The organism is Liquorilactobacillus vini DSM 20605, from assembly GCF_000255495.1.
In the GTDB taxonomy this organism is placed as follows: domain Bacteria; phylum Bacillota; class Bacilli; order Lactobacillales; family Lactobacillaceae; genus Liquorilactobacillus; species Liquorilactobacillus vini.
This window is the reverse complement of the sequence record NZ_AHYZ01000026.1, coordinates 1-24,554: the sequence shown is the minus strand read 5'-3', so window position 1 is coordinate 24,554 and position 24,554 is coordinate 1. Positions and strand designations below refer to the sequence as shown.

The window sequence follows — 24,554 nt, the reverse complement described above, 5'->3', positions numbered from 1 at the left end:
TAATTAGCAAATATCAGTTTTCCTTAATGAAAAAAATTGTGTGTTAATTAATACTGCTCGAGGCAAGGTAATTAATGAAGATGAATTAATCAAAGCCGTTAAGATTAAAAAAATAAAGGGGGCAATTTTAGATGTAATTGCTGAAGAACCCCCACATAATTTGAACTTACCAGTTCTACAAACCAAAGGAATAATTGTTACCCCTCATATTTCTTATCTATCTTTTGAATCAATTAATGAATTGAAAAAGAGAGCAACTGAGAATGCAATTGCAATGTACAAGGGAGAGTTCCCTAATGATATTGTGAATTTTAATTAAAGGAAAGAAGGAAATAAATATGAATGATTTAATCGATAAAAAAACTGATTATATTAAACGGTCAGTATTTGTATTTTTCTTATCTTTGTTATCAGTTTTAACTGTTTTTATAGGCCAAGTTTCTGCTAACAATAAAGTAGTTAAAATTGCTCATTCATCTTGGATAGGTTTTTACCCACTAGATTTGGCTGAACAAAAGGGTTTTTTTAAAGATTATGGAGTTAATGTTCAGATTAAAGATATTGAAAGCAAATCTGACAGTAAAAGCGCATTGGCTTCAGGAAAGATTCAAGGCATTGCAACTTCTGTCGATACTAATGTTTTAAGTGCAGCAAGTGGTTTGAAAATTCAAAATGTGTTGGCTTTAGATACATCTACTGGTGCTGATGGACTTGTGGGGACTAAGGATATTAAAAATTTTAAAGATTTGAAGGGCAAAACAGTTGCGTTAGATACTACCGGGGGAGCTAGTTACTTTTGGTTTAACTATATGTTACAGAAAAATCATATGAAATTGTCTCAAATGAAAGTGGAATCAATGGATTCAGGAGCCGCAGGAAGTGCCTTTGTAGCCAAAAAAGTTGATGCTGCGATGACTTGGCAGCCATGGTTATCAAAGGCTGAAAAGCGGACCAACGGCCATGTGGTAATGTAATGTCAAGCAAGAGTTCACCGGGAATTATTGTTGATACTTTAGGTTTAAGCACGAGTTTCATTAAAGAGCATCCAAAGGAAGTTAAAGGAATAATCAAAGGATGGTATAAGGCTCTGGCTTATATTAAATCACACCCTTCTTCAGCATACAAAATCATGAGCAAAAAAGCGGGTATTGGACCTAAAGAATTAAAAAAGGAAATGACTACAGAAATTAAGCTGTACGACAAAAAGGGAAATAAGAAATACTTTGGTACAGAAAAGAACAAAGGTCAAATTTATAAAATTTCAAAAATTGCATCAGATTTGTGGTACACATCAAAAATTTCTAAAAACAAGATCAGTGCAGAGAAAGTTACTAATCCTACTTTTGTAAATGAAATAAAGTAAATTTTTTATATTGAGAGTGGTGAAAAAATGACGGATTCAAAAGCAGAAAATTCTGAATATATTACAAAAGGGTCAGTGAAATTAAAGAAAAAATCAGTTTTGAGAAAAATTTTAGTACCTCAGAAAGAAGTTGCTAGAAAAAATAGAATAATTTTGGGAATTTTAGCTTTTGTTTTAATTTTGCTATTTTGGAGTTGGATAACTTATGGAAAAATAGTCGGTACAATGTTTGTTCCAACTCCTTCATCAACGTTTAGTGCTTTGACTAATATGCTCTCTACAGGTTTTTGGAGTGATATAAGTATTACTATTTATCGAGTAATGACTGGCTTTTTTATTGCTTTGATTGTTGCTTTGCCATTAGGGATCTTAGTCGGCGCTTACCAACCGATTGCAGCATTTTTTGAACCAGTTTTTTCTTTTGTTAGGTATATGCCTGCTTCGGCATTTATTCCGCTTTTTATTTTTTGGATTGGAATTGGTGAATCTGAAAAAATTGCGATCATAATTTTGGGAAGTTTACCACAGCTAGTTTTAATGATTGCAAATGACATTAGAAATGTTGATCAATCATTGATCGAGGTCTCATATACACTTGGAACGAATACTCTAAATGTTTTGTGGAAAGTTATACTACCTAAAAGTTTACCAGATATAATGAACACTATTCGAATTGTTTTAGGATGGGCTTGGACATATGTCATTGTTGCTGAATTAGTCGGAGCTTCGTCAGGTATTGGATTTAGTATTCTTCAAGCAGAAAGGACCTTTCAAATTGATAGGATTTTTGTAGGAATCTTAATTTTAGGAATAATTGGATTAATAGTTGACACAGTTCTAACATTGCTGAATAAAATATTGTTTGCATGGAATTTTTAGGGGGATTTGAATTATGGACGAAAGTATCGAAGTAAAAAATGTTTCAAAAAAATTTCATACAAAAAATGGTGATGTTCAAGCACTTAGTGACATTAATTTAACAGTGCATGATAAAGAATTTGTTTCTATTATAGGAAGATCTGGCTGTGGTAAATCTACTCTTTTAAGAATAATTGGTGGTTTAGAAACTGCTTCAAATGGTGAGGTTAAATGTCATTCACATGAAATTGATGGCCCAGGCTCTGATAGAGGAATGGTATTTCAGCACTATAGCTTATTCCCTTGGATGACTGTTAAAAGAAATGTTGAATTTGGATTAAAGCAAAAAGGAACTAATAAAAAAACTAGATCTGAAATTGCCGAAAAATATATTGACTTGGTAGGATTAAAGGAGTTTGAAAATTTATATCCCAAAAACCTTTCTGGTGGAATGCAGCAAAGAGTTGCGTTAGCTAGAGGCTTAGCAAATGATCCTGAAGTATTACTCTTAGATGAACCATTTGGAGCACTAGACATGCAAACTAGAGAGGACATGCAGGATTTATTGCTTGATATCTGGCAAAAATCACCCAAAACAATTGTAATGGTTACACATGATGTTGAAGAAGCAATCTTGCTTGCTAATCGAGTTGTAATAATGAGTTCACATCCAGGAAAAATTAAGAAAATTTTAAAAATAGAACTGGGTGAACAAAGGAGATTTGAAACAAGACTAACATCAGAATTTTTGAAATATAAAGGAATTGCTAGTAAATTAATTAGATCTAAATAATTATAAATATTAATAATACTTAATATTTTAAAGAAGGTAGTGTGATTGGTAAAAAGTAATTTGATTGAGATAACAATTAATAAAGCCCGAATAGAAAAAAATATTGAGAATTTAGGACAGATTGGTTTAAGCAAAAGAGGTGGTATAAATCGTTCATTAGCTTCGCAGGCTGACATTGAATCAAGAAATTGGATCAAAACTTATTGGCAGCAGAATTTTAATATCCCGGTTACAACGGATGCAGCTGCAAATTTGTGGGGAGAGTATCCATATTCAACCAACCAATCGTTAAAGCCGTTAATCATTGGTTCACATAATGATAGTGTTCCAGAAGGTGGTAAATATGATGGTGCACTAGGCGTTTTACTTGCAACTGAAGTTTTTCAAACGATGACTGAGAAGCAAATTAAGTTAAAGCATCCACTAAGACTGATTTCTTTAACTGGAGAAGAACCTAATCCTTATCAAATTTCGACTCTTGGAAGCAAAATAATTTCGGGAGTGGTTGATAAAAAATATTTAAAAAAGTTTAAAAATATTGAAACTGGCGAGCCACTGGCCAAGGCGATTAATCGTTTAGGCGGGGACTTTGAGAATTTAGCAAGTGCCCGCTGGTCAGATCAGGATTTCGCAGCTTTTATTGAGTGCCATATTGAACAAGGCAGAAGGTTGTTTGACAGTGGTGATCCAGTAGCTGTTGTCAAAAAAATAACTGGTATTTATCGAGAATTGATTGTTATTGATGGAGAGGCTAATCATGCAGGGACAACTGATATTCTTCATCGTAAAGATGCACTTTTGGCGTTAAGTTGGCTCAACGTTAAGTTGCGTGAATATTTACAGAATCTAAAAAGCAAGGAACCGATCGTTGGAACGATTGGCTTTGTTGAGGTTGAGCCTAATGCGGCTAATATTATTCCAGGCAGGGTGCGCTTTAATGTTGATTTACGCTCCGGAGATTGGAGCTTAGTCGAAAAGGCAATCAGCAATTTGGATAAATTGTTTGCAAGACTTGAGGAAGCTGGCCTAAAAGTTACGCGTAACGTAATTTTAAATCAAAAGCCAGTCGAGCTTAACCCGAAGATTATTCAGGCATTTTCCGATACGATTGCTGCTAACGAAAAACTCAATTTAAAAGTCTTCACTAGTATGGCAGGACATGATGCAGCCAATCTGGCTCGCATCGGTCGGTCAGGCATGTTATTTGTTAAAAGTATTGATGGTAAAAGTCACTGTAAAGAAGAATATTCAAAAATTGAGGATATTGAAGTTGCTGGGAATGTATTGTTACAAACCATTTTGGATTTAGACAGGGAGTTAGATTAATGCAGAGAATATTATTGCCAAAATATTTATATACAAATACTGGTTTTAAAACAGACTGGGCGATGCTAATTACCAACAATACGGTCACGGACCTTGGACCGCAAGAAGGTATTTTAAAAAAATATACGCAAGTTCCTTCTGATAAATATGAAAATCTGGTTTTTGTTCCTGGAACAGTTAATACGCATAATCACTCTTTTCAAAGCTTGTTACGAGGCATCGCTATTGATCAGCCATTTTTAAAATGGCGTGACAATTCGCTTTACAAGTATTCACCTAAAATGAGATTGGAAGATATCTATAATGGTGCATTATTTGCTTACGCCGAAATGATGAAATGTGGCGTGACAACTGTTTGTGATTTCTTCTACCTGCATAATTTTGGCAATGAATCAGATGAAGCAATTATTCAGGCTGCTAAGGATATTGGCATTCGCTTAGTTCTTGCTAGGACAATGTATGATTGGGATGGTGCACCAGATGGCTACTTAGAATCAGTTGATGAAGCAGTTACCAATACAAAAAAGTTAGCGGTAAAACATCAAAATGATCCATTAGTTACGGTTTTACCAGCTCCCCACAGCTTACACGGAGCGAGTCCGGAGATGATTCAGGCTGGTCATAATTTAGCCCAAGAAATGGGTACTAAATTCCACATTCATGTTGCAGAGGAGCCTTTCGAAGTTCAGGCTACGCTTGAAAAGCATCACCTTAGGACAGTTGAATATTTGGATAAATTAGGGGTTGTGGATTCTTCTTTAGTTCTGGTACATGGTGTTTGGTTAAATGATAGTGAAATTAAGTTGTTAGGTAGTAAACATGCCTCATTAAATTATTGCCCGTCTAGTAATATGTTTTTAGCTGACGGTATAACAAACATTCCAGCAATGGCAGCTAATCAGATTAACATTGCCCTTGGCAGCGATGGAGCTTGTGGAAATAATCGAATTAGCGTTTTTGAAGAAATGCGAATGACAGCATTATTACAAAAAGCAGCCACGCAGGATGCGCTTTGCGTCAAATGTCAACAAGCTTTTGATATGGGCACAAAAAACGGCGCTAAGCAATTAGACTTAAATGCCGGGGAAATAAAGCCAGGTGCTTTGGCAGATTTTGTTGGCATTGACTTAAATGATTTCTCGATGAAGCCATTAAGTAATAATTTAGAACAACTTTTACCTAACATTGTATATTCACTCCAACCTACAGCTATCAAGTCAGTATTTGTAAATGGTGAAGAGACAGTTAAAAATGGAAAATTAAGTAAGATTGATGAAGAAAGTGTTATGCAAAAAGTTGATCAAACAATGAGTTATTTCGAAAGCATTGATTAAGCTTAGAAAGGAAATGAATTTTTAATGAGTGATGTAAAAGATAGAGATCAAGAGGTTTCTGAAATTTTAAATAAGATCAAAATTAACGAAAAACCGATTGAATTATCATTAGTTGATGATGAACTTCCTGTTTATCCAAAATTTGTTGAAGGAATTAGAAGAGCACCTTCTCGTGGTTTTCATTTGACAAAAAATCAAACAAAAGTTGCCTTGAAGAATGCTTTAAGATATATTCCACCAAAATTTCACGAGAAATTAATACCAGAATTTTTAAATGAGTTATATACGAGAGGCCGAATTTATGGCTATCGCTTCCGGCCTCAAGGAAGAATTTATGGTCATCCAATTGATGAATATCAGGGAAAATGTCTTGAAGGTAAAGCTTTTCAAGTTATGATTGATAATAATCTTGATTTTGAAGTAGGTTTATACCCTTATGAATTAGTTACTTATGGTGAAACTGGCAGTGTTTGTCAAAATTGGATGCAATATCAACTAATTAAAAAGTATCTGCAACAGTTAACTGATGAACAGACTTTGGTTATTGAATCGGGTCATCCGATAGGCCTTTTTCCTTCTGAAACAACCGCACCCAGAGTTATTATTACAAATGGTTTAATGGTTGGAGAATTTGACAATTTGAAAGATTGGGAAGTTGCTGAGGAAATGGGAGTTGCCAATTATGGTCAAATGACAGCTGGAGGTTGGATGTATATTGGTCCACAAGGAATTGTACACGGGACTTACAATACTTTATTAAATGCTGGACGCCAAAAATTAGGAATTCCTTTAAAAGATGATTTAAGGGGAAAATTATTTATTAGTTCAGGTTTAGGTGGAATGAGCGGGGCACAGCCTAAAGCTGCTAAGATTGCAAATGCTGTTTCAATAATTGCCGAAGTCGATCTTTCAAGAATAAAAACTCGGCTTGATCAAGGTTGGGTGGACATTTATTCAGATGATTTAAATAAGATATTTAAAAAGGTTGAAACTGCTTTAAAAAATAAAGCTGCTTTATCAGTCGCCTACTATGGAAATGTAGTCGATTTATTGCAATATGTTATTGATCATAATATCCACGTTGATTTGCTATCAGATCAGACATCTTGTCATGCGGTATATGAAGGTGGTTATTGCCCTCAAGGAATCACTTTCGAAGAACGTACAAAAATGTTAAAAGATGATCGGGAAAAATTTCATAAATTAGTTGACAAAACTTTACACAAACATTTTGAATTGGTTGAAAAACTTCATAAAGAGGGAACGTATTTCTTTGATTATGGCAATTCTTTCCTAAAGGCAGTTTATGATTCAGGTGTTAAAGAAGTATCAAAAAATGGTATTGATGATAAAGATGGTTTCATTCTTCCTTCTTATGTTGAAGATATAATGGGTCCAAACTTGTTTGATTATGGATATGGACCATTTCGTTGGGTATGTCTGTCTGGCAAGAAAGCGGATTTACAAAAAACTGATCAAGCGGCGATGGATTGTATCGATAAATATCGTCGTTATCAAGATTTGGATAATTACAAATGGATTCGTGATGCAGAAAAAAATAAATTAGTAGTGGGAACACAAGCCCGCATTCTTTATCAAGATGCTGAAGGGCGAATCAGAATCGCACTTAAATTTAATGAGTTAGTGAGAAAAGGTGAAATCGGTCCAGTTATGATTGGTCGCGATCATCATGATGTTAGTGGAACAGATTCTCCTTTTAGAGAGACTTCAAACATCCATGATGGAAGCAACGTTATGGCCGATATGGCAGTCCAGTGTTTTGCAGGTAATGCAGCTCGCGGAATGAGTTTAGTGACACTGCATAATGGCGGTGGAGTAGGAATCGGACGTGCTATTAATGGTGGCTTTGGCTTAGTCTTAGATGGAAGTCAACGTGTCGATAAAATTATTGAAAAAGCAATCCTCTGGGATGTTATGGGTGGAGTCGCACGAAGAAATTGGGCAAGAAATAAAAATGCAATGGATACAGCCCAAGAATTTAATAATAAATTTAAAGGCGAAGCACATATTACTGAACCGTATTTAGCAGAAAAAGATTTGATTGATAAGTCAGTTGAAAAAACTTTTCCGAAAGCGTGATAAATAATGAAAAATTTATTAATTCTTCATGCGAGCCAGATTGCAACTCCAATTGGTAATTCTATTAAGCATGGTAAAGAAATGGATCAGTTAAAAATTATTAATGATGGTGCAATTTTCCTTGAGGATGGACTAATAAAGTATATTGGTGAAACAGATGAAGTGATAAAAAAACTTAACAGTAATAGCATTTCAACTATTGACCAGATCATAGATGCAACTGGATCAACACTTGTTCCGGGATTTATTGATTCACATACTCATTTTCTGTTTGCAGGGTATCGGCTTGATGAATTTTGTGAAAGAGTTGCAGGGTCAACTTATTTGAAGATAATGGAAAAAGGTGGCGGAATTCAGGCTACTGTTGATGCAACACGTAATGCGTCTGCAGCAAAATTAAAAGAGCTAGGTTCGAATCGCTTGCAAGAAATGTTACGTCAAGGGATAACTACTGTGGAAGGTAAAAGCGGATATGGATTAGATGAAGAAACTGAACTTAAGCAATTAAGGGTTTTTAGAGAACTAAATATTACACAACCAGTAGATATTTCCGTAACCTATCTCGGAGCTCATGCTATTCCACGAGAATTTAACAACCAAGCTGATGAATATATTGAATTTATAATAAAAGAAGTTTTACCGGTAATAAAAGAAGAAAATCTAGCTGAATTTGTAGATGTATTTTGCGATAAGGGAGTTTTTGATTTAGAGGTTTCTAGAAAGCTACTGAAATCAGCCAAAAAACTTGGATTTAAAATTAAAATGCATGCAGACGAAATTGCTAATTTAAACGGAGTTAAATTGGCCTCAGAATTAGATGCGGTTTCGGCAGATCATTTAATAAAAATCTCTTCAGCTGAAATTGATGAACTTAGTCAAAAAGAGAATACCGTGGCGACATTGCTGCCTTGTACGGCCTTTTGTTTGAAAGAAAACTTTGCCCCTGCCCGCGAGCTAATTGCTAAAAATTGTGGGGTCGCACTTGCTTCAGATTATAATCCGGGAAGCTCATTCACTTGTTCAATTCCATTGATAGTTGCACTATCAAGTTTTTCAATGAAAATGACGATGAATGAGATATTAACTGCCTTGACATTGAATGGCGCGGCAGCGTTAGATGTTGCTAATAAAAAAGGTAGTTTAGAACCCGGGAAAATTGGTGATATTGTGTTGCTAAATTACCCTGATTTTCGTTACTTATTGTACAATACGGGAAATAATATTGTTTCTAAAGTTATTAAAAATGGAAGGTTGGTTTATCAAGCGTAGAAACTTAAGCTTAACTGTAGAGGATAGATTATGCTAAACCATAGTTTATCCTTTTTTTATCAAAAAAACAGATGGTGAATATTAATGGCAAAAATTATTTTAAGAAAACACAATTCATATGTTGGAAAATCATGGCTAGGCGGTAAGACAACTGAGGTTTACCTTTATCCTGAGGAAGGAGATTACCAGCAAAGAAATTTTGAGTTTCGTTTTTCCTACGCAACGATTGAGATTGAAAAAAGCACTTTTTCAAATTTGAATGGTTTTAAAAGAATTCTAATTCCAACTAAAGATGATATTATTTTGATAAATAATTTTCAAAGCTTTAAAATAAAAAAAAATCAACCATATTATTTTAATGGAAGTGATCAAGTTAAATCGTTAGGTGTATCTGAGGATCTTAATTTAATTTATCACCCTAAGTGGCAGGCGGAGTTAACTATTAGCAACTTGCCAGAAAAACTTAAATTTAATAATGAGATAGTCGGAGTTTTTGCCTTAAAAGGGAATTTTAAAGTCTCTCTTAGCAATCATCAATTTCAGCTAGGAGAAAAGGACTGCCTAATAATTCAAAACTTTGACCATCAAAAACTGCAACTAAAAGTCGACAATAAAGAGTTGAACGGACAAGCAGCAATATTTTGTTTGAAAAGAGATGATTCATTTGAAAGTGAAGGAAATTAAGGATAAAAAGGATTTAGATGATCGCTTATTAGAAGTGGGCCAAACTTCAGAAGTCAATCAGAAAATTGCCAGATATATCGAAAAAAAATACAATTTGATCGTCTTTATGACGGCTGATAATTTAAGCAATAAAATAGGGGTGAGTCAAGGGAGTGTTTCAAGATTCTGCACGAAAATGGGCTATAATGGCTATAATGACTTTTTACGTTATTTGCAAAAAATTATCAGTTCAGAAATGACCATCAAAAAGCGACATTTAATCATTAATAGTGAGGCTGAAAATGATAAGAACCTTAATATTTTAAATCAGGAAATCAATAATTTAAAGGAATTGCAAGAGATAACGCAAACGGAAGAATATAAAATTGTTGTTGAAACTTTGGCCAAATCTGATAAAATTTTTTTAATGTCCAACCGAATGTCTGAAACCTTATTGCCTTACATGTATTATATTTTAAGTCGGTTAAGACCTAACATTTATAAGATGAATTATGGGACTCCAGCTTGGGAAAATGTTGATCTGGAGGATCCAAAAAAGAGTTTAATTTTTACAACGGTTTTTCCGCGCTATTCAAGATCACTTCTGAAAAAAATGCAAGATTTAAATGATAAAGGCTTCAAAATTATTTCAATTACGGATAGCCGCTTATCGCCAATCGTAAAATGTTCAAAGGTTGCTTTGATCAGTCCAATTACAATTTCTTCAGTTTTTGATGTTTATAGTACACCGTTACTCTTAATAAACTTATTGATGCGTGATATTTCAAATAAAATTCCTAATATTGATCAACGATTAAATCAAATCGAAGAAATGAATAAAAATGAACATTCGTTTTTATTATAATTTGTTCTTTCCGTTTTTGCGGTATAATTTAAGCAGCAAGTAATGGAAATGGGTGGTCTAAGTGGTTGAAGTTGTTGTCGAGCCGAAAGTTACAATAACCAATATTATTTGGAGTTTTGATCTGCGCGCACAAAGAGTCAATTTATTATTGATCAAACGGGCGGATCCACCGTTTCAAAATTATTGGGCGTTGCCTGAAACCGTCATGCGGCTTCACGAAAGTGCTGATCAGGCTGCTTTACGTTTAGTTCAGGAGAAGATTGGTTTGAAGCTGTCGCGTTTTCATACTGAACAGTTGGAAACTTTTACTAATCCGTTGCGTTCGCCAACTGCTAAGCGTGAAATTTCGTTAGCCTATATGACCTTTTTGCCTGATATGCCCAAGTTGAATGCTGGCTATGGGGCAATTGATGCTCAGTGGTTTGCTTTAGGCCATGATCAGCAGCAGAATTACACCTTTACCAGAGAAGCAGCTGAGTTTGTTTTGCCTAAGCGGCAGAGTGAACTTGAGTTTTACCAAACTGCTCAACAGAAGCGTTTTTTAGCCTTTGATCATGAATGGTTGCTGAAGATTGCGTGTTTACGGATCAGAAATAAACTCGATTATCAACCAAGTATTCTTCTAGTTTTGGGGAAGAGTTTTACTTTGAAAGCAGCTCGGGTCGTTTATGCAGCTTTTTTAAAAATTAAAGCGGACCAAATTGACAATTCGAATTTTCGCAAAACTCATGATTGGCTGTTCCAAGAAGTTGGGGTAGCGGCTAAGCAAGGACCAGGTCGGCCGGCTCGTTTGTATCGGTTGCAAGTTTAACTTGCATTATTACTAGAATCAAGGTAAAATGAATTCAATAAAAGTATAATTTGCTTTTATTTTTAGGTAAATAAAGGTAAATTATACCTAAAAGGCAGGGGCATTTTTTAAAATCTAACGTCAGACATCCTAAAAACACTAAAAATGTCGCTTGCTGATTAGGGAGTGATTGGTAAAAGAAACTAAAATAATTGTTGCGTTGCCAGTTAGATGCAGAGAGAAGAGAGAGAATGAGTAGTAAACAGAATGATTTTTTCAGCTGGAAAAGTCCGCGGTTAAGAGTTGAGGTATTAACTTTAGCAGCAATCTTGTTAGCCATTGATGTTGTTTTTTACAAGTTAGCACTAGGTCCAGCTTATTTAGACTTTAATTTAGGCTTTATTAGTACTGCTTTGATGGGATATTTCTTCGGTCCGTGGTTAACCGGGGGATTAGAGATGGCGTCAGATATTATTGGAACTTTATTGGGTGGTGGAACATTTGCTTTCCCATTTTTATTAACAGCTTTTTTAGGTGGAATGGTTTATGGTGTTTTTTTGCATAAAAAACAGCCGAGTATTTGGTCAATTATTATTACCAATTTTTTGGTATTAATTCCTATTAGCCTATTTTGTGATTCATGGTTGATCCATTTAACCTATCAAGTTGCTTGGAAAGTATTATTTTGGAGTCGTTTAAGTCGTAATATTATCGATTTTGCGCTTCAAACGCCAATATTATTTTTTGTAATTAAAGCAATTGATCGAACTCAGTTACGGAAAAGATTTGAAAGCCGGATTACTAATCGTTTAGCTCGCTAAGCTGGCCTAGCTACGATAACAAAAAGACACACGTCTAAAAAACTCGTGTGTCTTTTTATTATCGTAACTTATGCTTAATTTATCGCAGAAATTAGAATTGATCGCGTAGCAACTGTTCGATCTCTGCCAAGCTGGCCTGACGTGGATTAGTCGTAGTGCAACGATCGGTATAGACCATCTCAACTAAAGTCTTTAAAGCTCCCTCAAAACGCTGTTTAGTAACACCATTTGCTGATAGGCGCGGTGTAATTTTGACAGCTGCCATCAGTTTTTGAATTTGCTGACAAAGCTGTTCAACTAATTCGGCATCATTTTGACCTTTTAAGCCGATAAAACTGGCAATTTCAGCATAGTCTTTTTGAGCTCGATAGACTGCATAGCGGGGAAATGGCGTCCGTTTGACCTTGCCAGTGACCGCATTGAAGCGAATGACTGGGACCATAGCACAGGCCACGGCTAAACCATTTGACAGACCAAATTCGCCACTGGTTTTATGAGCTAAAGAATGGTTTAACCCTAAGAAACTGTTAGCAAATGCCATCCCCGCTAAAGTCGCCGCATAGTGCATCTTTTTGCGGGCAGTTTCGCCAGCAAAGGTTGGGTGGGCAGGATCATAATTATAAGCAGCCACCAGATTTTGGAAGACTAATTTGATAGCTTCTAGTGACCACGGGCGAGTAAAATCAGAATTCATGACTGAAACATAGGCTTCCAGTGCATGGGATAAAGTATCCATCCCACCAGTTGCGACAACAGTTTTTGGCAACTGCTTGGTTAATTCAGGATCAATGATCGCTGTTTGTGGCGTCAAAACATAGTCAGCTAGTGGATATTTGATTTTAGTTTGATCATCGGTAACGATCGCAAATGGCGTTACTTCTGATCCAGTTCCAGAAGTTGTCGGAATGGCAATTAATTGACTGGTTAAATGATGGTTGAATTTAACGACCCGTTCACTGATATCCATCAATTTTTGCTCGATACTCATGAATAAGCTGCGATTTGCCTGATAATCTTCCAAAAAGCCGGTTTTTTGATCAAGCGAATATTCGTAAGTAAAACGTGCCAGTTTAGCAGCATTGATGACTGTTCCACCGCCTAAAGCAATGATCGTATCTGGATTAAATTGGGCAATAACCTGGGCGAGTGCTAAGGTTTGGCTGATAGTAGTATCGGCGGTCACTTTATCAAAAATTGAAACCTTGACTGGTTGGTCGCGCAAAGCTAACTGAGCATTAACTTCTTCGATCAAGCCTTGATTAGAAAGGTTGGTATCGGTAACGATCAAGGCTCGATTAATGTTTTTGTGAACGTCTTGCAAATAAGACAGGGCATGCTTTTCATAAAAGATCTCTTTGGGCAACCGAATCCATTGAGGACGGCTGCGACGTTTAGCAACAGTTTTGATATTTAACAGATCACGCGTTGATAAATTATGTGACAATGAATTCTTCCCCCATGAACCAGTTCCTAAAGTTAAGCTTGGCCGCAAAGCTGCCGTGTAAATATCACCTAAAGCACCAATTGAATCCGGCTGGTTAATCAAAATTCGTGCAGCTTGAGTTTTATCGGCAAATTCATCAATGAAAGGATCATCTTGCGAGCCAATTTGAATTGCCGCATTATGACCAGCACCTTGATAATTCAATAAGGAGGCAACAATCTTAGTTGCATCTTGACGGTCGTGAGCTTGGTAAACTGACAGCAGCGGAGAAAGTTTTTCCGAAGAAAGTTTTTCACCAATATTTTGGGGATCCAATTCAAAAATTATGACATCTTTATCAGCCGGCAAGTCGATCCCAGCTTGTTTGGCGATCCATTTAGCCGATTTGCCGGCAACTGGACCATTAACCCCATGCCGGTCGTTGAAAACAAAATCGGCTAATTTTTGATAATCCTTTGGTGGCAGCAGATAAGCCCCTTTAGCCTGCACCTTCTTCAACCAAGCATTATAGATTGGGGCTTCAACAACAGCTGAATTTTCCGTAGCGCAGATCATCCCATTATCGAACCGCTTGGAGAGCAACAAATCTTCAATTGCGCGATCCAAATCAACGGTATGATCGACATAAACCGCACCATTACCAGCGCCAACGCCCATCGAAGGATTTCCAGATTTCAAAGCAGCATTGACCATTCCTGGACCACCAGTTGCTAGAATTGAAGCAATTTTAGGATTACGAATTAAAGCAGTCGTATTATCGAGACTTGGTTTTTCAATCCATTGGATAATATTTTGGGGTGCCCCGGCTTTTAAAGCTGCCTGATAAACGATTTTTGCGGCTTGAACGGAACATTTTTGTGCTTGGGGATGAAAGGCAAAAATGATTGCATTGCGAGTCTTAAGAGCTAGTAATGATTTAAAGATAGCTGTTGAAGTCGGGTTAGTCGTTGGGACGATTCCAGCCAAAACACCCAACGGAGCAGCAATTTCGATTTTACCAGCTACCGGGTCATTATTGATAATTCCAACGGTACGATCATGCTTGATAGTATTATAGACATTTTCAGCCGCAAATTGATTTTTGATTACCTTATCTTCGAGGATTCCACGTTGCGTTTCGGCAATCGCTGCTTTAGCTAATTCAAGTGCAGCTTGAGAGGCAGCGTGGGCCATTGCTCCAACAATCTGATCAACTTGGTTTTGGGGAAACCTGGCATATTGCTTTTCAGCAATGATAGCTTTTTCAACTAAACTATTAGTATAAATTTCAGCTTGCTGATATTAAGCAGCTTTTTCTGCTTGAGAAAGTGTAGGTTTAACTTTTTTGGTAACAGTCATTTAAATCCTCCTTAAAAAAATTGATAATTTCAATTGTGAAATAAGTCACTTAATGTAACTAAAACAAATAATAAACTAAAAGATTGTGAATTGCAACACTAAAATCATAATCGTTTTATTATTAAATTATAAAACAAATTATTTCGTTTTTCTTGAGAAATCGCTTACATTATAAGGGGTAAAGAAAAATAATAAAAAATCAATTGACAACGTTTTTAAGTATGTTAATATATAACGTGAAATATATCACAATAGAGGAAAGAAGAATGATTAATGAAAAAAATCCTTTCGGTCAATTCCGGCAGTTCGTCAATTAAAATTAGTTTGTTTGAAATGCCGGCAGAGAAATGTCTAGCCAAGGTTTTGATCGATTACTCAAATCAGCAAAAATGTAAGGCAACTTTGACATTAGCTGATCAAGAAGAAGTATTTATTGATCATTTTTCTGGAAAGCTTCATCCGATTGCCTTGACTTTACAGCTTTTGATTAAATATCGATTGCTCAAAAGTAGTCAAGAAATCAGTGGGGTCGGTCATCGGATCGTGGCTGGTGGAGAAGTTTTTACTAAATCAACCGAAATTACTTCAGCTATGATGGAACAACTGCAAGATTTGACTGAGTTAGCTCCGTTGCATAATCCGGCCAATATTGCGGGAATCCGTGAAGCCAGTAAATTGTTACCAAATTGTCGCCAAGTTGCGGTGTTTGATACATCTTTCCATACTAGCCTCCCGCCAGAAAATTACTTATATGCACTGCCATTAGAATATTACCGTAAATATAAAGTTCGTAAATATGGTGCCCATGGAACCAGTCACCGTTACGTTGCCCAACAAGCAGCTAAAATGCTGCAACGGCCAGTGGCTGACTTGAAGCTGATCACGCTGCATTTGGGGTCCGGAGCTTCAGCCGCCGCTATCAAAAATGGCTGCAGTCTTGACACCTCAATGGGCTTTTCGCCGGTTTCAGGGTTGATGATGAGTACGCGCAGTGGTGATATTGATCCCTCTGCCTTGGCTTTTTTATTGGATCATGGAGCGTTTCAGAATATTGATGAGTGCTTAGAGGTTTTAAATCATCATTCGGGAATTTTGGGTGTTTCAGAAATCAGTCGTGATATGCGTGAAGTTCAGCGGCAATTGTCAACTAACCAGCAGGCTGCTTTGGCTGTTAAGATGTTTGTCAAACGGATTTGTGACTATATTGGTGCTTATTGGCTGGAACTTGGTGGCGCAGACGCAATTATCTTCACTGGCGGAATTGGTGAAAACGACTGCTTAATTCGCGATATGATCTGTCGCAGATTGGAATGCCTGGGAATCAGTTTTCGACCGTGTTACAATCAAACACATCAGTTGCCATTTGATTTTTCGAATACTGACAGCAGTGCGCATTTGCTGGCAATTCCGACAAATGAGGAGTTGATGATTGCTCGTGATACATTTGCTTTGGTAGCCAAGTCAGCTGTTGAAGAGTAGCAATCGTAAAAAACTAAAAGGATCGTTGCTAGTACCTGTCTAGTGACGATCTTTTTTTAATAACAGACTGGTTGGTTCAGCTTGCTTGATGACTGCAACTACATGTGTATTTGGTTGTTCCTTTAAAGGACCAAGATCAAATTCGTAACCATCAGCTAAACGTCTGACCCCGGAAATGCGTTCCTTGAACATTTTATGGATCGCCGCTGCGGCCTGGTCGTGGGCCTGAGTTTTTTCGACCGCCGCTTTCAAAGTGAACCCAGAATCTAAGTAAGACTTGATCAAGCTGATTCGTGCCATCGTATAGTAGGAATATTTGCGATGTTGATGGTTATCGGCACACTTGGCAGCTTTAATATAGCCACGCTGTTCCCAATAACGCAATTTACGTTGGGAAACTCCCGTAGCCCGCGCAATGTCGCCGATGCCCAGTAGGAAATTATCCTGTCGCATAATTTCCTTAATCCGGCTAACAAATTCTGGATCAGTCAAAAGATTATGTGTCAATTTTTTCATCCTTTAGTTGTTTTAATTTCTGACCTTAATTGTATATTTTTTAACAACTTTGTCAAGTAAGTTGACAAAAAAATCAAAAGGGATTATATTTATCGTCAGACTTAAATTTTTGAAATGTAAACAAGGAGGATCAAGTTTTGGCAAAATCACTTGATACCAACGGCAAGCCTTATAATCGTCCACTTTTGGTTATTCTGTTGTTAGTTGGTACTTTTTGTACGGTTTTGAATCAGACGATCTTAGCGACCGCCTTTCCAACCTTAATGAAATATTTTGATATCAATGCTTCAACTGTTCAGTGGTTGACGACTGGTTTTTTAATGGTCAATGGAATCATGATCCCAATCAGTTCCTGGCTGATGGGACGTTTTAATTCGAAAATGCTATATTTGACTGCTATGACAGCTTTTTTTGTTGGGACTTTGACCTGTTATCTAGCACAAAATTTCGCTACTTTATTAACTGGAAGATTGATCCAGGCTCTAGGGGTCGGGGTAACTATGCCATTACTCCAAACTTTAATGCTGACAATTTTTCCAGCTAATCGTCGGGGAGCTGCGATGGGGCTAGCTGGTTTGGTAATCGGCTTAGCACCGGCAATTGGTCCGACGCTTTCTGGATGGGTAATTGATAATTACCGCTGGCAAACTTTATTTGGGATGATCTTGCCGATTGTTGCGGTCGTAATTTTAGGCGGAATCTGGCTAATGCGTAGCTTGCTACCTGCTCGCAGTGAAAAATTGGATTGGTTGTCAGCTTTATGGTCAACGATTGGCTTTGGCAGCCTACTGTATGGTTTTTCGGAAGTTGGTGATAAAGGCTGGGGTAGTGGTCTGGTCTGGACAGCGATTGTTATCGGCGTAATTTTCATCATCCTTTTTGGCAAGCGCCAATTGAATTTGGAAAAACCCTTCTTGGAACTGCGCGTCTTGAAAAATCCTGAATTTTCAATTGCAACATTGTTGAGTTCAGTTGCTATGATTGCCATGGTCGGCACGGAAATGGTCGTTCCGCTGTATTTACAGACGGTCAGGGGTGAGTCAGCTTTTCATTCCGGCTTGACGCTTTTACCGGGAGCTTTAATGATGGGGATCATGAGCCCGATAACTGGCCAAATTTTTGACCGGATTGGAGCAAAAAGGCTAGCAGTGACTGGTTTATTTTTGCTGACGATTGGGACAGTACCGTTTGCTTTTATTACTAAAACCACCCCACATCTGTATGTTATCGTCTTATATGCTTTGCGGATGTTTGGGATTGCAATGACAATGATGCCAGTGACTACTTCGGGGATGAATGCTTTGCCGTTGCACTTAATGAGTGATGGAACGGCGGTTAATAACACGATTCGTCAGGTAGCTTCTTCAATGGGGACCGCCATCATGATTAGTATTTTGACAAATGTTACCAAACAACAGATGCCGACTCACAGCTTATTGAAGCAACAGCCACTACTTTATAAAAATCATGCTTTAGATGCGGTTGTCAGTGGTTATCATGCTGCTTTTTGGGTGACTGTTCTCTTTTCACTGCTCGGTTTTTTAATTGTCCTTTTTTGTCAGCGATCGGGTACCGCGCTCAATTAAAGTTGAAACGCATGTAAAGGAGGCTGAGACCAAATGATTATTGGAGCTTTGATCATCTTGGCATTACTGCTTTTTATCAGCATGACTGCCATCAAGCCCTTTGGCCGGCGCATCATCGTGGGTGTTATACTGGGAGTCTTACTGATAATTACGATTACCTTAATTGTTAGAAATGATCATGATCACTTTGGCATGCAGCAAGTTTCGCAGACACAACGCTATAATTTGACTTCAAGTGTCAGCTCGCAGCAAATGTCAATCTTGCTTTATCAGCCGTTGGGTACGCAGCAAAAAGAAAAAGTCTACCTATATAAAACTTCCCAGCAAAAAAAGCTGCGCAATACCAGTGCTGATCCAGCAAAAAATCAAGTAAAGGTTAAACATCATGCTGCTAAGCCGAGTTTGCAGATCAAAACGACGCGCTGGCAATATAAAAATAGCTGGTATCGTTTCTGGTTTGGCATTGCTAATAATGAGAATCAGCTTGCTAAGCGCCAATATACCTTCAAGGTCAGTCATAATTGGCTGGTATTAAGTACCAAGCAGGCTAAGCAGTTGGAAGCCTTGCTAAAGCAAAAACAAGCTCAGTTGAAACAGGGAGCTCAACAGTACGCTGTGGCTCAGGTCAAAGCTGGTTTGACAAAAGCTTTGCAGAACGATCCAACGATGTCAGACAGTCAGCGTCAGCAATTGAGTCAAAAATTAGCTCAGCAAGCGGCTGCTGCTTATCAAAAACAAGCCGTAAACCAATTACTAAAACAACTAGAAAAATAATCAGTTTTTTATTGATGAAAAATGTCTGGAAAACATTTTTCATTTTTTTTATCAAGCTGATTATCAAATCAGCGGGATTGATATATAATAAATATGTTACATAATTTATCTTTTTTAGAAAGGGCCAGTTATGAAAAATCCATTGAGGGTAGCATTGCTTTTGACGCCAGTCTTGGTGTTGACTTTATTTCAGACTGATAATCAAGTTGTGGCAACTGATTTGACGTTGAAAAATGCAACTAGCCAAACATTACTGAGTTTAGAGCAGCAAGTTCAGCTCGCTAAACAGCAACAAGCTAAAACTGATTCACTTTGGCAGCAAGCTAAAGCAGTGGTCAGTGATTTGACTGTACAAATTGCAACTCTTCAAACTCAGCTTAAGGAGCTTAATCAAGCTCAGTTAAAACTTTTAGGCCAAATCGATCAGACAAAAACAACAATTTATCAGCAACAGGTGACACTTGCAAAACTACAAAAGCAGACTACAAGTGCCCAAAGTTCTCAAAAACAAGCACAAAATCTGGTGACGGAACTTCAAGCTCAGCAAACTTCGCTTACGCAGGCACTGGCTAAGCAACAAGCTTTAGTTGCTGCTGATCAGTCGGCTTTGGATCAGCTGCAGCAGGCAGATTCATCAAATCAAGCGCAATTAACTGCAGTGCAAACGCAATTAAGTACAGATCAAACTAAGTTGAGTACTCTGCAGTCGACAGTCGCCAAAAAAAATCAAGCTTTGCAACAAGCACAAGCTGATCTAAAAGCTCAAACAGCTGCATCAAATAAAATTTTGAGTCAAATTTCGCAACTCACCCAGCAAATCAAAGCTTTGCAGTCAGTGCTTAAGAGTTATCAGGTAACTTATCAGGCAAATCAGCAAAAAATTTTTCAAATCAAGCTGGAAATTAATTTGTTGCAGCAAAAATTAGCCGTCGCTCAGCAACAAGCAAATCAAGCAGAACAAAATTATTTAGCTGCACAAAAAAGTTATCAACAACTTGACCAACAATTAGCAGCTAGTCATAAATTATTGACTAAGTTGTCACCGCCGCTCGCAAAGGCAAAAACTTCATCAGCAGCCAGTTCAGCAGCGAAAACATCAGCCAGTTCAGCAGCAAAAATTAAAGTACCAGTTGAACGCGTGGTGAAAACAGCCGCTGAGAAGACTAGTGAAACGTCTTCATCAGTTCAAAGCACCAAGCAGCAGTCAACTCAAGCCAGTGTTAATCATTCATCAGCAGCAGAAACTAAGGTACCAGTCACCTCCCATGCTGCTAAATCAAGAAAAAAGCACGATTTTTTCGCATCAAATTTTGATAAACTAATAGTGGCTTTACCAGCGGTTGCTATTTTGGCAGCATTTGGTTATGATTTTTTTCGCTTACGTTAAGTCGCAAGATTCAAAGAGGGTTGGAAAAATTATATTTTTCCAACCCTCTTTGAATTATCTTGATCTATCAGCTGACTGACAAATAATCGGGTTGGTCTTGGCAAGCAGAAAGATCAGCAAAAATAGCTAATAAAATAAAATTATAAGACAGTTGCAATAGATGTTGATCAATGGCAGAACTAATGATGACTAATAATAATGCAATTAAAAGTGAAAAAGTCTGCTTTTTAACAAATAAATAAATTAAGTAAAAAATTACTGAGCAGGCGATTATTGTGGTAATCAGGCCAGAAATGACTAGCAACCGGATATACGAAGAATCAATATAAAAATAATCTTTTTGAATTGCAAAAGCTAGATTTCCATTACTATGTTCAATCACATGCTGTCCAAACAAAGTGATTCCATGATCAAATAATCCTTTTTGACCTAAAGACAACCGTTTGGAAAGCCAGCCATCGAGGATTTGGAAAAATTTTATTTGTGGGTCAAAGAACACCGTCAAAGCCAAAAAAATAATTAAATAAAAAGCCACCAACCAACTTATGAAATATGATCCTAACTGCCGCAGATTTTTTTTGACTTGCTTTGGGAAAAATGCAATTGCCAGCAACAAGAGCATCATTATCAAATCTAAGCGCGAATTGGTCAACAAAAAAGTCAAGGCAACCAAAATAATACTGATAATTTTTTCTGGAATTGATACTTGAAACTTGTGCCAAGTATAATACGCCAAAAGCAGATAAAAGATGCGGGCCGCCAAATCAGTTGGTGTCAAAAAGCCAAATGAGAATCTTAGTACTTGAAAACCGGGCCTTCCATCCATAATTTGAGTTGGAATCAATTTGAGTAAGCTAGCTAAAATTATTAGACTAGTAGTTGACAATCCAATCCAAAAGAAAGTCCAAATTATTTTTTTAAAATCAAGTTTCCAAGCAGTGATAGCAAAGATTGCGTAATAAAAAAAGTCTGAATCACCTGAACATTTACTGAAAAAATAAAAACATAATAAGCTAATGATCACAGCTAAGCGGATTCTAAGGGTTAAATCATTTCGGAGCAAGAAAATTATTAAAATGAAAAATGCGACTGATTTAACTGCTAAATAAAGTGTATACATTGGGAAAATAACGGGTACAGCATAGCTTAAATCAATCATCATTAGAAAAACAAAAGCAGCCAAGCATGTCAAATATAGATTGGCATATTGGGACTGCAGGCGTTGATAAAAAAACACGATATTTCCTCCATTCACATTGGACATTCTGAGTATACAACAAATTGGTATCTTTTAGAAAGTCTAGTAAGACCGCTAAGTTTTATTTTAAGCAACTGGAAAAAGTTTTTTTAGTAATGAAGGAGTGATAAATCCTTAAATGCGAATTGGGAAACCAGAAATGGTAAGCTGAAAGTGAGCTTTAAGCGCGATGAGAAACAAGAGCTTGCTTTTTAACGTTTACAATTGTAAGCTTAAAATAGAACTTAATCAGCAGACTTTCTAGGGGAGGAAAAGCAATGAGTAAAAAAACGACGGATAAGCAGGAACAGGTAATGGATCATGGTTCAATGAAGATGGACCATGAGATGAAGATGGACCATGGTTCGATGAAAATGGACCACGATATGATGATGCACGGTGGGCAGATGATGCACATGGGAAATCTTAAGCAAAAATTTTGGGTTTCATTGATTTTATCTTTACCGGTCTTGTTTCTAGCGCCAGTGATGGGACTTGATCGTGCACTTATTTCTTGGGAAGGCGGAGCTAGCAAAGGATTGGTGATCCTGTTGTTTGATGCTCTGTTATATTTCTATGGGGGAGCACCATTTTTAAAGGGGGCAGTTGCTGAGGTCAAAGACAAAAAGCCGGCAATGATGACCCTAATCACTTTAGGAATTTCCGTGTCCTTCTTCTACAGCCTTTATGCGATTTTAATCAATAATTTTGGTCATCCCCAAACGGCGGTCATGGATTTTTCGTTTGAATTAGCAACTTTGATCTTAATTATGCTGTTGGGACATTGGATTGAAATGAATGCGGTCATGGGGGCTGGCAATGCTTTAGACAAAATTGCGGCTTTACTGCCAAGCACAGCTCATCTGGTCACCAAGGATGGTCAAATTACCGATGTCAAGTTAACGGAGCTGCGAACGGGTCAGTTAGTTCAAGTCCGAGCCGGTGAAAGTCTGCCAACTGATGGAATTGTTGCCGCCGGCTCATCAGCTGTCAATGAAGCTCTGGTCACTGGTGAGGCAGCCGCTGTGACTAAAAAAGTCAACGACCAAGTGATCGGCGGTTCGATCAATGAAAATGGTACGTTGACGGTCAAAATCACTAAAACTGGTCAAAATGGTTACTTATCGCAGGTTATGGAAATGGTCCAACAAGCTCAGCAGGCTAAATCCAAAGCTGAGACGCGTGCCGATACGGTTGCCGGGTACTTGTTTTATGCGGCCGTGATCGTTGGCTTGATTGCCTTTTTCGTTTGGCTGCCGCAAGGGTTGGCAACGGCTTTAAGTCGGATGGTTACCGTATTGGTGATCGCCTGCCCGCATGCTTTGGGCGTAGCGATTCCCCTGGTAGTGGCCCGTTCGACTTCGATCGGTGCTAAAAATGGCTTGTTATTGCGCAATCGTCAGGCACTTGAGGCAACCAAGTCGTTAAGCCATATTTTCTTCGATAAGACGGGAACGCTAACGGCTGGGAAGTTTAAGTTGAATGCCCTGGTACCAGCTAATGGATATTCCAAACAGCAACTCCTAGGAAATTTAGCTGCTTTGGAAGCTAACTCATCACATCCCTTAGCTCAAGCAATCTTGAGCGCTGCCAAAGCACAAAAACTTCAGCTGCCAGCTGCACAACAGGTCAAAACGCTGCCGGGTGTTGGTCTGAGCGGTCAAATCAATGGTCAGCAGTATCTGATCGTTAATCTTGGCTATTTGATGAAAAAGCGACTTAAATTCGATCGCCAGCAGGTTGAAACTTGGTCAAGCCGCGGTAATACGATCAGTTTCTTGCTGGATGATCAGCAGCAGATTCTTGGGATGATGGCCGCTGGCGATCAGCTGAAAGCGGGTGCTCAAAAGCTGATAACTAAGCTTAAATCCCAAGGAATCACTCCAGTTATGCTAACTGGTGACAATCAGGCCGCTGCCAAATATGTCGCTGATCAGCTGGGAATTACTGATTATCATGCTGGCTTATTGCCAGCTGATAAACAACAGATCATTGAAAAGTATCAGCATGATGGAAAACACGTCATGATGGTCGGTGATGGTGTTAATGATGCGCCAAGTTTGGCGACGGCTGATCTAGGAGTTGCAATTGGCGCTGGAACTGATGTCGCCATTGACTCTGCTGATGTAATCTTAGTTAAGTCGGATCCGCACGATATCTTAAGTTTCTTATCATTGGCCAAACTAACCAATCGCAAAATGATTCAAAACCTCTGGTGGGGAGCTGGTTATAATCTAATAGCTTTACCACTTGCTGCTGGGGTCTTAGCTCCAATCGGAATCATTCTAGATCCGGCTGTTGGAGCAATCGTTATGGGCTTGTCGACCGTAATTGTTGCCTTGAATGCAATGAGTTTAAATGAAAAGTCGCTCTAAACAAGAACTAAAAGGGCTGCAAAACTAGCTAATTCACGATAGTTTTGCAGCCTTTTTTTATACTTTTTGTAAACGGTGATGTTTAATTTCCTCAATTTTGCGGGTTAAGTGGAGCCAATCATATAAGGTGGTGGTCCTTAACCAAACAATTTGCGGGATTTCAGCATACCTTTTATTGTATTGATCAGTTATGTACAGATCGGTTTCTGGTCCAATGTAATCATCAACTTGGATTT

21 protein-coding genes are annotated in these 24,554 nt (G+C 37.7%); 18 read left to right on the top strand and 3 right to left on the bottom strand.

Annotated features, from left to right (window positions below):
- Positions 1–40 precede the first annotated feature (40 nt).
- From ON15_RS01215 to ON15_RS01160, 13 genes are all read left to right on the top strand, one after another.
- Positions 41–319, top strand: coding sequence for an NAD(P)-dependent oxidoreductase (locus ON15_RS01215; RefSeq protein ID WP_010579647.1), 279 nt, complete (start codon positions 41–43; stop codon positions 317–319).
- 19 nt (positions 320–338) lie between these two features.
- Positions 339–974: an ABC transporter substrate-binding protein gene (locus tag ON15_RS11905; protein ID WP_235720415.1), complete on the top strand. Its 636-nt coding sequence runs from the start codon at positions 339–341 to the stop codon at positions 972–974.
- Positions 974–1,363: a substrate-binding domain-containing protein gene (locus ON15_RS11900; protein WP_235720414.1), complete on the top strand. Its 390-nt coding sequence runs from the start codon at positions 974–976 to the stop codon at positions 1,361–1,363. The genes ON15_RS11905 and ON15_RS11900 overlap by 1 nt, the downstream gene beginning before the upstream one ends.
- A gap of 27 nt (positions 1,364–1,390) precedes the next feature.
- Positions 1,391–2,242 (top strand): ABC transporter permease, encoded by an 852-nt coding sequence (locus tag ON15_RS01205; protein WP_010579646.1) that lies wholly within the window; start codon positions 1,391–1,393, stop codon positions 2,240–2,242.
- A gap of 13 nt (positions 2,243–2,255) precedes the next feature.
- The gene (locus tag ON15_RS01200) at positions 2,256–3,014 is read left to right on the top strand and encodes an ABC transporter ATP-binding protein (protein ID WP_010579645.1); all 759 of its coding nucleotides are present in this window, start codon (positions 2,256–2,258) and stop codon (positions 3,012–3,014) included.
- A 45-nt stretch (positions 3,015–3,059) separates the two neighbouring features.
- On the top strand, positions 3,060–4,340 hold the full coding sequence (locus ON15_RS01195; protein ID WP_010579644.1) for a Zn-dependent hydrolase: 1,281 nt from the start codon (positions 3,060–3,062) through the stop codon (positions 4,338–4,340).
- Positions 4,340–5,674, top strand: a complete 1,335-nt coding sequence (locus tag ON15_RS01190; protein ID WP_010579643.1) for an amidohydrolase family protein — start codon at positions 4,340–4,342, stop codon at positions 5,672–5,674. The genes ON15_RS01195 and ON15_RS01190 overlap by 1 nt, the downstream gene beginning before the upstream one ends.
- 24 nt (positions 5,675–5,698) lie before the next feature.
- On the top strand, positions 5,699–7,774 hold the full coding sequence (locus ON15_RS01185) for a urocanate hydratase (protein ID WP_010579642.1): 2,076 nt from the start codon (positions 5,699–5,701) through the stop codon (positions 7,772–7,774).
- A 6-nt stretch (positions 7,775–7,780) separates the two neighbouring features.
- Entirely contained in the window at positions 7,781–9,043 is a 1,263-nt protein-coding gene (gene hutI, locus ON15_RS01180; RefSeq protein WP_010579641.1) for an imidazolonepropionase, read from the top strand.
- 84 nt (positions 9,044–9,127) lie between these two features.
- On the top strand, positions 9,128–9,727 hold the full coding sequence (locus ON15_RS01175) for a HutD family protein (protein WP_010579640.1): 600 nt from the start codon (positions 9,128–9,130) through the stop codon (positions 9,725–9,727).
- Complete coding sequence (locus ON15_RS01170) at positions 9,699–10,571, top strand: MurR/RpiR family transcriptional regulator (RefSeq protein ID WP_026049415.1); 873 nt, start codon at positions 9,699–9,701, stop codon at positions 10,569–10,571. The genes ON15_RS01175 and ON15_RS01170 overlap by 29 nt, the downstream gene beginning before the upstream one ends.
- 61 nt (positions 10,572–10,632) lie before the next feature.
- Complete coding sequence (locus ON15_RS01165; protein WP_010579638.1) at positions 10,633–11,382, top strand: NrtR DNA-binding winged helix domain-containing protein; 750 nt, start codon at positions 10,633–10,635, stop codon at positions 11,380–11,382.
- Positions 11,383–11,612: 230 nt separating this feature from the next.
- On the top strand, positions 11,613–12,182 hold the full coding sequence (locus ON15_RS01160; RefSeq protein ID WP_010579637.1) for a folate family ECF transporter S component: 570 nt from the start codon (positions 11,613–11,615) through the stop codon (positions 12,180–12,182).
- A 91-nt stretch (positions 12,183–12,273) separates the two neighbouring features.
- Here ON15_RS01160 and adhE read toward each other — a convergent pair whose 3' ends face one another.
- The gene (adhE, locus tag ON15_RS01155; RefSeq protein ID WP_026049414.1) at positions 12,274–14,892 is read right to left on the bottom strand and encodes a bifunctional acetaldehyde-CoA/alcohol dehydrogenase; all 2,619 of its coding nucleotides are present in this window, start codon (positions 14,890–14,892) and stop codon (positions 12,274–12,276) included.
- 345 nt (positions 14,893–15,237) lie between these two features.
- Between adhE and ON15_RS01150 the strand changes: the two genes are divergently transcribed.
- Positions 15,238–16,443, top strand: coding sequence for an acetate/propionate family kinase (locus tag ON15_RS01150; RefSeq protein WP_010579635.1), 1,206 nt, complete (start codon positions 15,238–15,240; stop codon positions 16,441–16,443).
- A 39-nt stretch (positions 16,444–16,482) separates the two neighbouring features.
- On the opposite strand, the gene ON15_RS01145 is transcribed toward ON15_RS01150, so the two are convergent.
- Positions 16,483–16,959, bottom strand: coding sequence for a MerR family transcriptional regulator (locus ON15_RS01145; RefSeq protein WP_026049413.1), 477 nt, complete (start codon positions 16,957–16,959; stop codon positions 16,483–16,485).
- Between the two features lie 137 nt (positions 16,960–17,096).
- On the opposite strand from ON15_RS01145, the gene ON15_RS01140 reads away from it, so the two are divergent.
- The 3 genes from ON15_RS01140 (at position 17,097) to ON15_RS01130 (ending at position 20,706) form a co-directional block, all read left to right on the top strand.
- Positions 17,097–18,545: an MDR family MFS transporter gene (locus ON15_RS01140; protein WP_010579633.1), complete on the top strand. Its 1,449-nt coding sequence runs from the start codon at positions 17,097–17,099 to the stop codon at positions 18,543–18,545.
- Between the two features lie 33 nt (positions 18,546–18,578).
- Positions 18,579–19,319, top strand: a complete 741-nt coding sequence (locus ON15_RS01135; RefSeq protein ID WP_010579632.1) for a DUF4811 domain-containing protein — start codon at positions 18,579–18,581, stop codon at positions 19,317–19,319.
- 130 nt (positions 19,320–19,449) lie between these two features.
- A complete protein-coding gene (locus tag ON15_RS01130; RefSeq protein WP_010579631.1) occupies positions 19,450–20,706 on the top strand; it encodes a coiled-coil domain-containing protein in 1,257 nt (418 codons plus the stop codon).
- A gap of 67 nt (positions 20,707–20,773) precedes the next feature.
- Here ON15_RS01130 and ON15_RS01125 read toward each other — a convergent pair whose 3' ends face one another.
- Positions 20,774–21,943 carry a hypothetical protein gene (locus ON15_RS01125; RefSeq protein WP_010579630.1) on the bottom strand — a complete coding sequence of 390 codons (1,170 nt, stop codon included), beginning with the start codon at positions 21,941–21,943 and terminating at the stop codon, positions 20,774–20,776.
- Between the two features lie 278 nt (positions 21,944–22,221).
- Between ON15_RS01125 and ON15_RS01120 the strand changes: the two genes are divergently transcribed.
- A complete protein-coding gene (locus tag ON15_RS01120) occupies positions 22,222–24,318 on the top strand; it encodes a heavy metal translocating P-type ATPase (RefSeq protein ID WP_010579629.1) in 2,097 nt (698 codons plus the stop codon).
- The last annotated feature ends 236 nt before the right edge of the window (positions 24,319–24,554 follow it).

What these genes read in the sequence shown, in the direction of transcription:
- ON15_RS11905 (WP_235720415.1), top strand. Translation starts at nt 339, where the DNA reads ATGAATGATTTAATCGATAAAAAAACTGATTATATTAAACGGTCAGTA.
- ON15_RS11900 (WP_235720414.1), top strand. Translation starts at nt 974, where the DNA reads ATGTCAAGCAAGAGTTCACCGGGAATTATTGTTGATACTTTAGGTTTA.
- ON15_RS01205 (WP_010579646.1), top strand. Translation starts at nt 1,391, where the DNA reads ATGACGGATTCAAAAGCAGAAAATTCTGAATATATTACAAAAGGGTCA.
- ON15_RS01200 (WP_010579645.1), top strand. Translation starts at nt 2,256, where the DNA reads ATGGACGAAAGTATCGAAGTAAAAAATGTTTCAAAAAAATTTCATACA.
- ON15_RS01190 (WP_010579643.1), top strand. Translation starts at nt 4,340, where the DNA reads ATGCAGAGAATATTATTGCCAAAATATTTATATACAAATACTGGTTTT.
- ON15_RS01185 (WP_010579642.1), top strand. Translation starts at nt 5,699, where the DNA reads ATGAGTGATGTAAAAGATAGAGATCAAGAGGTTTCTGAAATTTTAAAT.
- hutI (WP_010579641.1), top strand. Translation starts at nt 7,781, where the DNA reads ATGAAAAATTTATTAATTCTTCATGCGAGCCAGATTGCAACTCCAATT.
- ON15_RS01175 (WP_010579640.1), top strand. Translation starts at nt 9,128, where the DNA reads ATGGCAAAAATTATTTTAAGAAAACACAATTCATATGTTGGAAAATCA.
- ON15_RS01170 (WP_026049415.1), top strand. Translation starts at nt 9,699, where the DNA reads ATGATTCATTTGAAAGTGAAGGAAATTAAGGATAAAAAGGATTTAGAT.
- ON15_RS01160 (WP_010579637.1), top strand. Translation starts at nt 11,613, where the DNA reads ATGAGTAGTAAACAGAATGATTTTTTCAGCTGGAAAAGTCCGCGGTTA.
- ON15_RS01150 (WP_010579635.1), top strand. Translation starts at nt 15,238, where the DNA reads ATGAAAAAAATCCTTTCGGTCAATTCCGGCAGTTCGTCAATTAAAATT.
- ON15_RS01145 (WP_026049413.1), bottom strand. Translation starts at nt 16,959, where the DNA reads ATGAAAAAATTGACACATAATCTTTTGACTGATCCAGAATTTGTTAGC.
- ON15_RS01135 (WP_010579632.1), top strand. Translation starts at nt 18,579, where the DNA reads ATGATTATTGGAGCTTTGATCATCTTGGCATTACTGCTTTTTATCAGC.
- ON15_RS01130 (WP_010579631.1), top strand. Translation starts at nt 19,450, where the DNA reads ATGAAAAATCCATTGAGGGTAGCATTGCTTTTGACGCCAGTCTTGGTG.
- ON15_RS01120 (WP_010579629.1), top strand. Translation starts at nt 22,222, where the DNA reads ATGAGTAAAAAAACGACGGATAAGCAGGAACAGGTAATGGATCATGGT.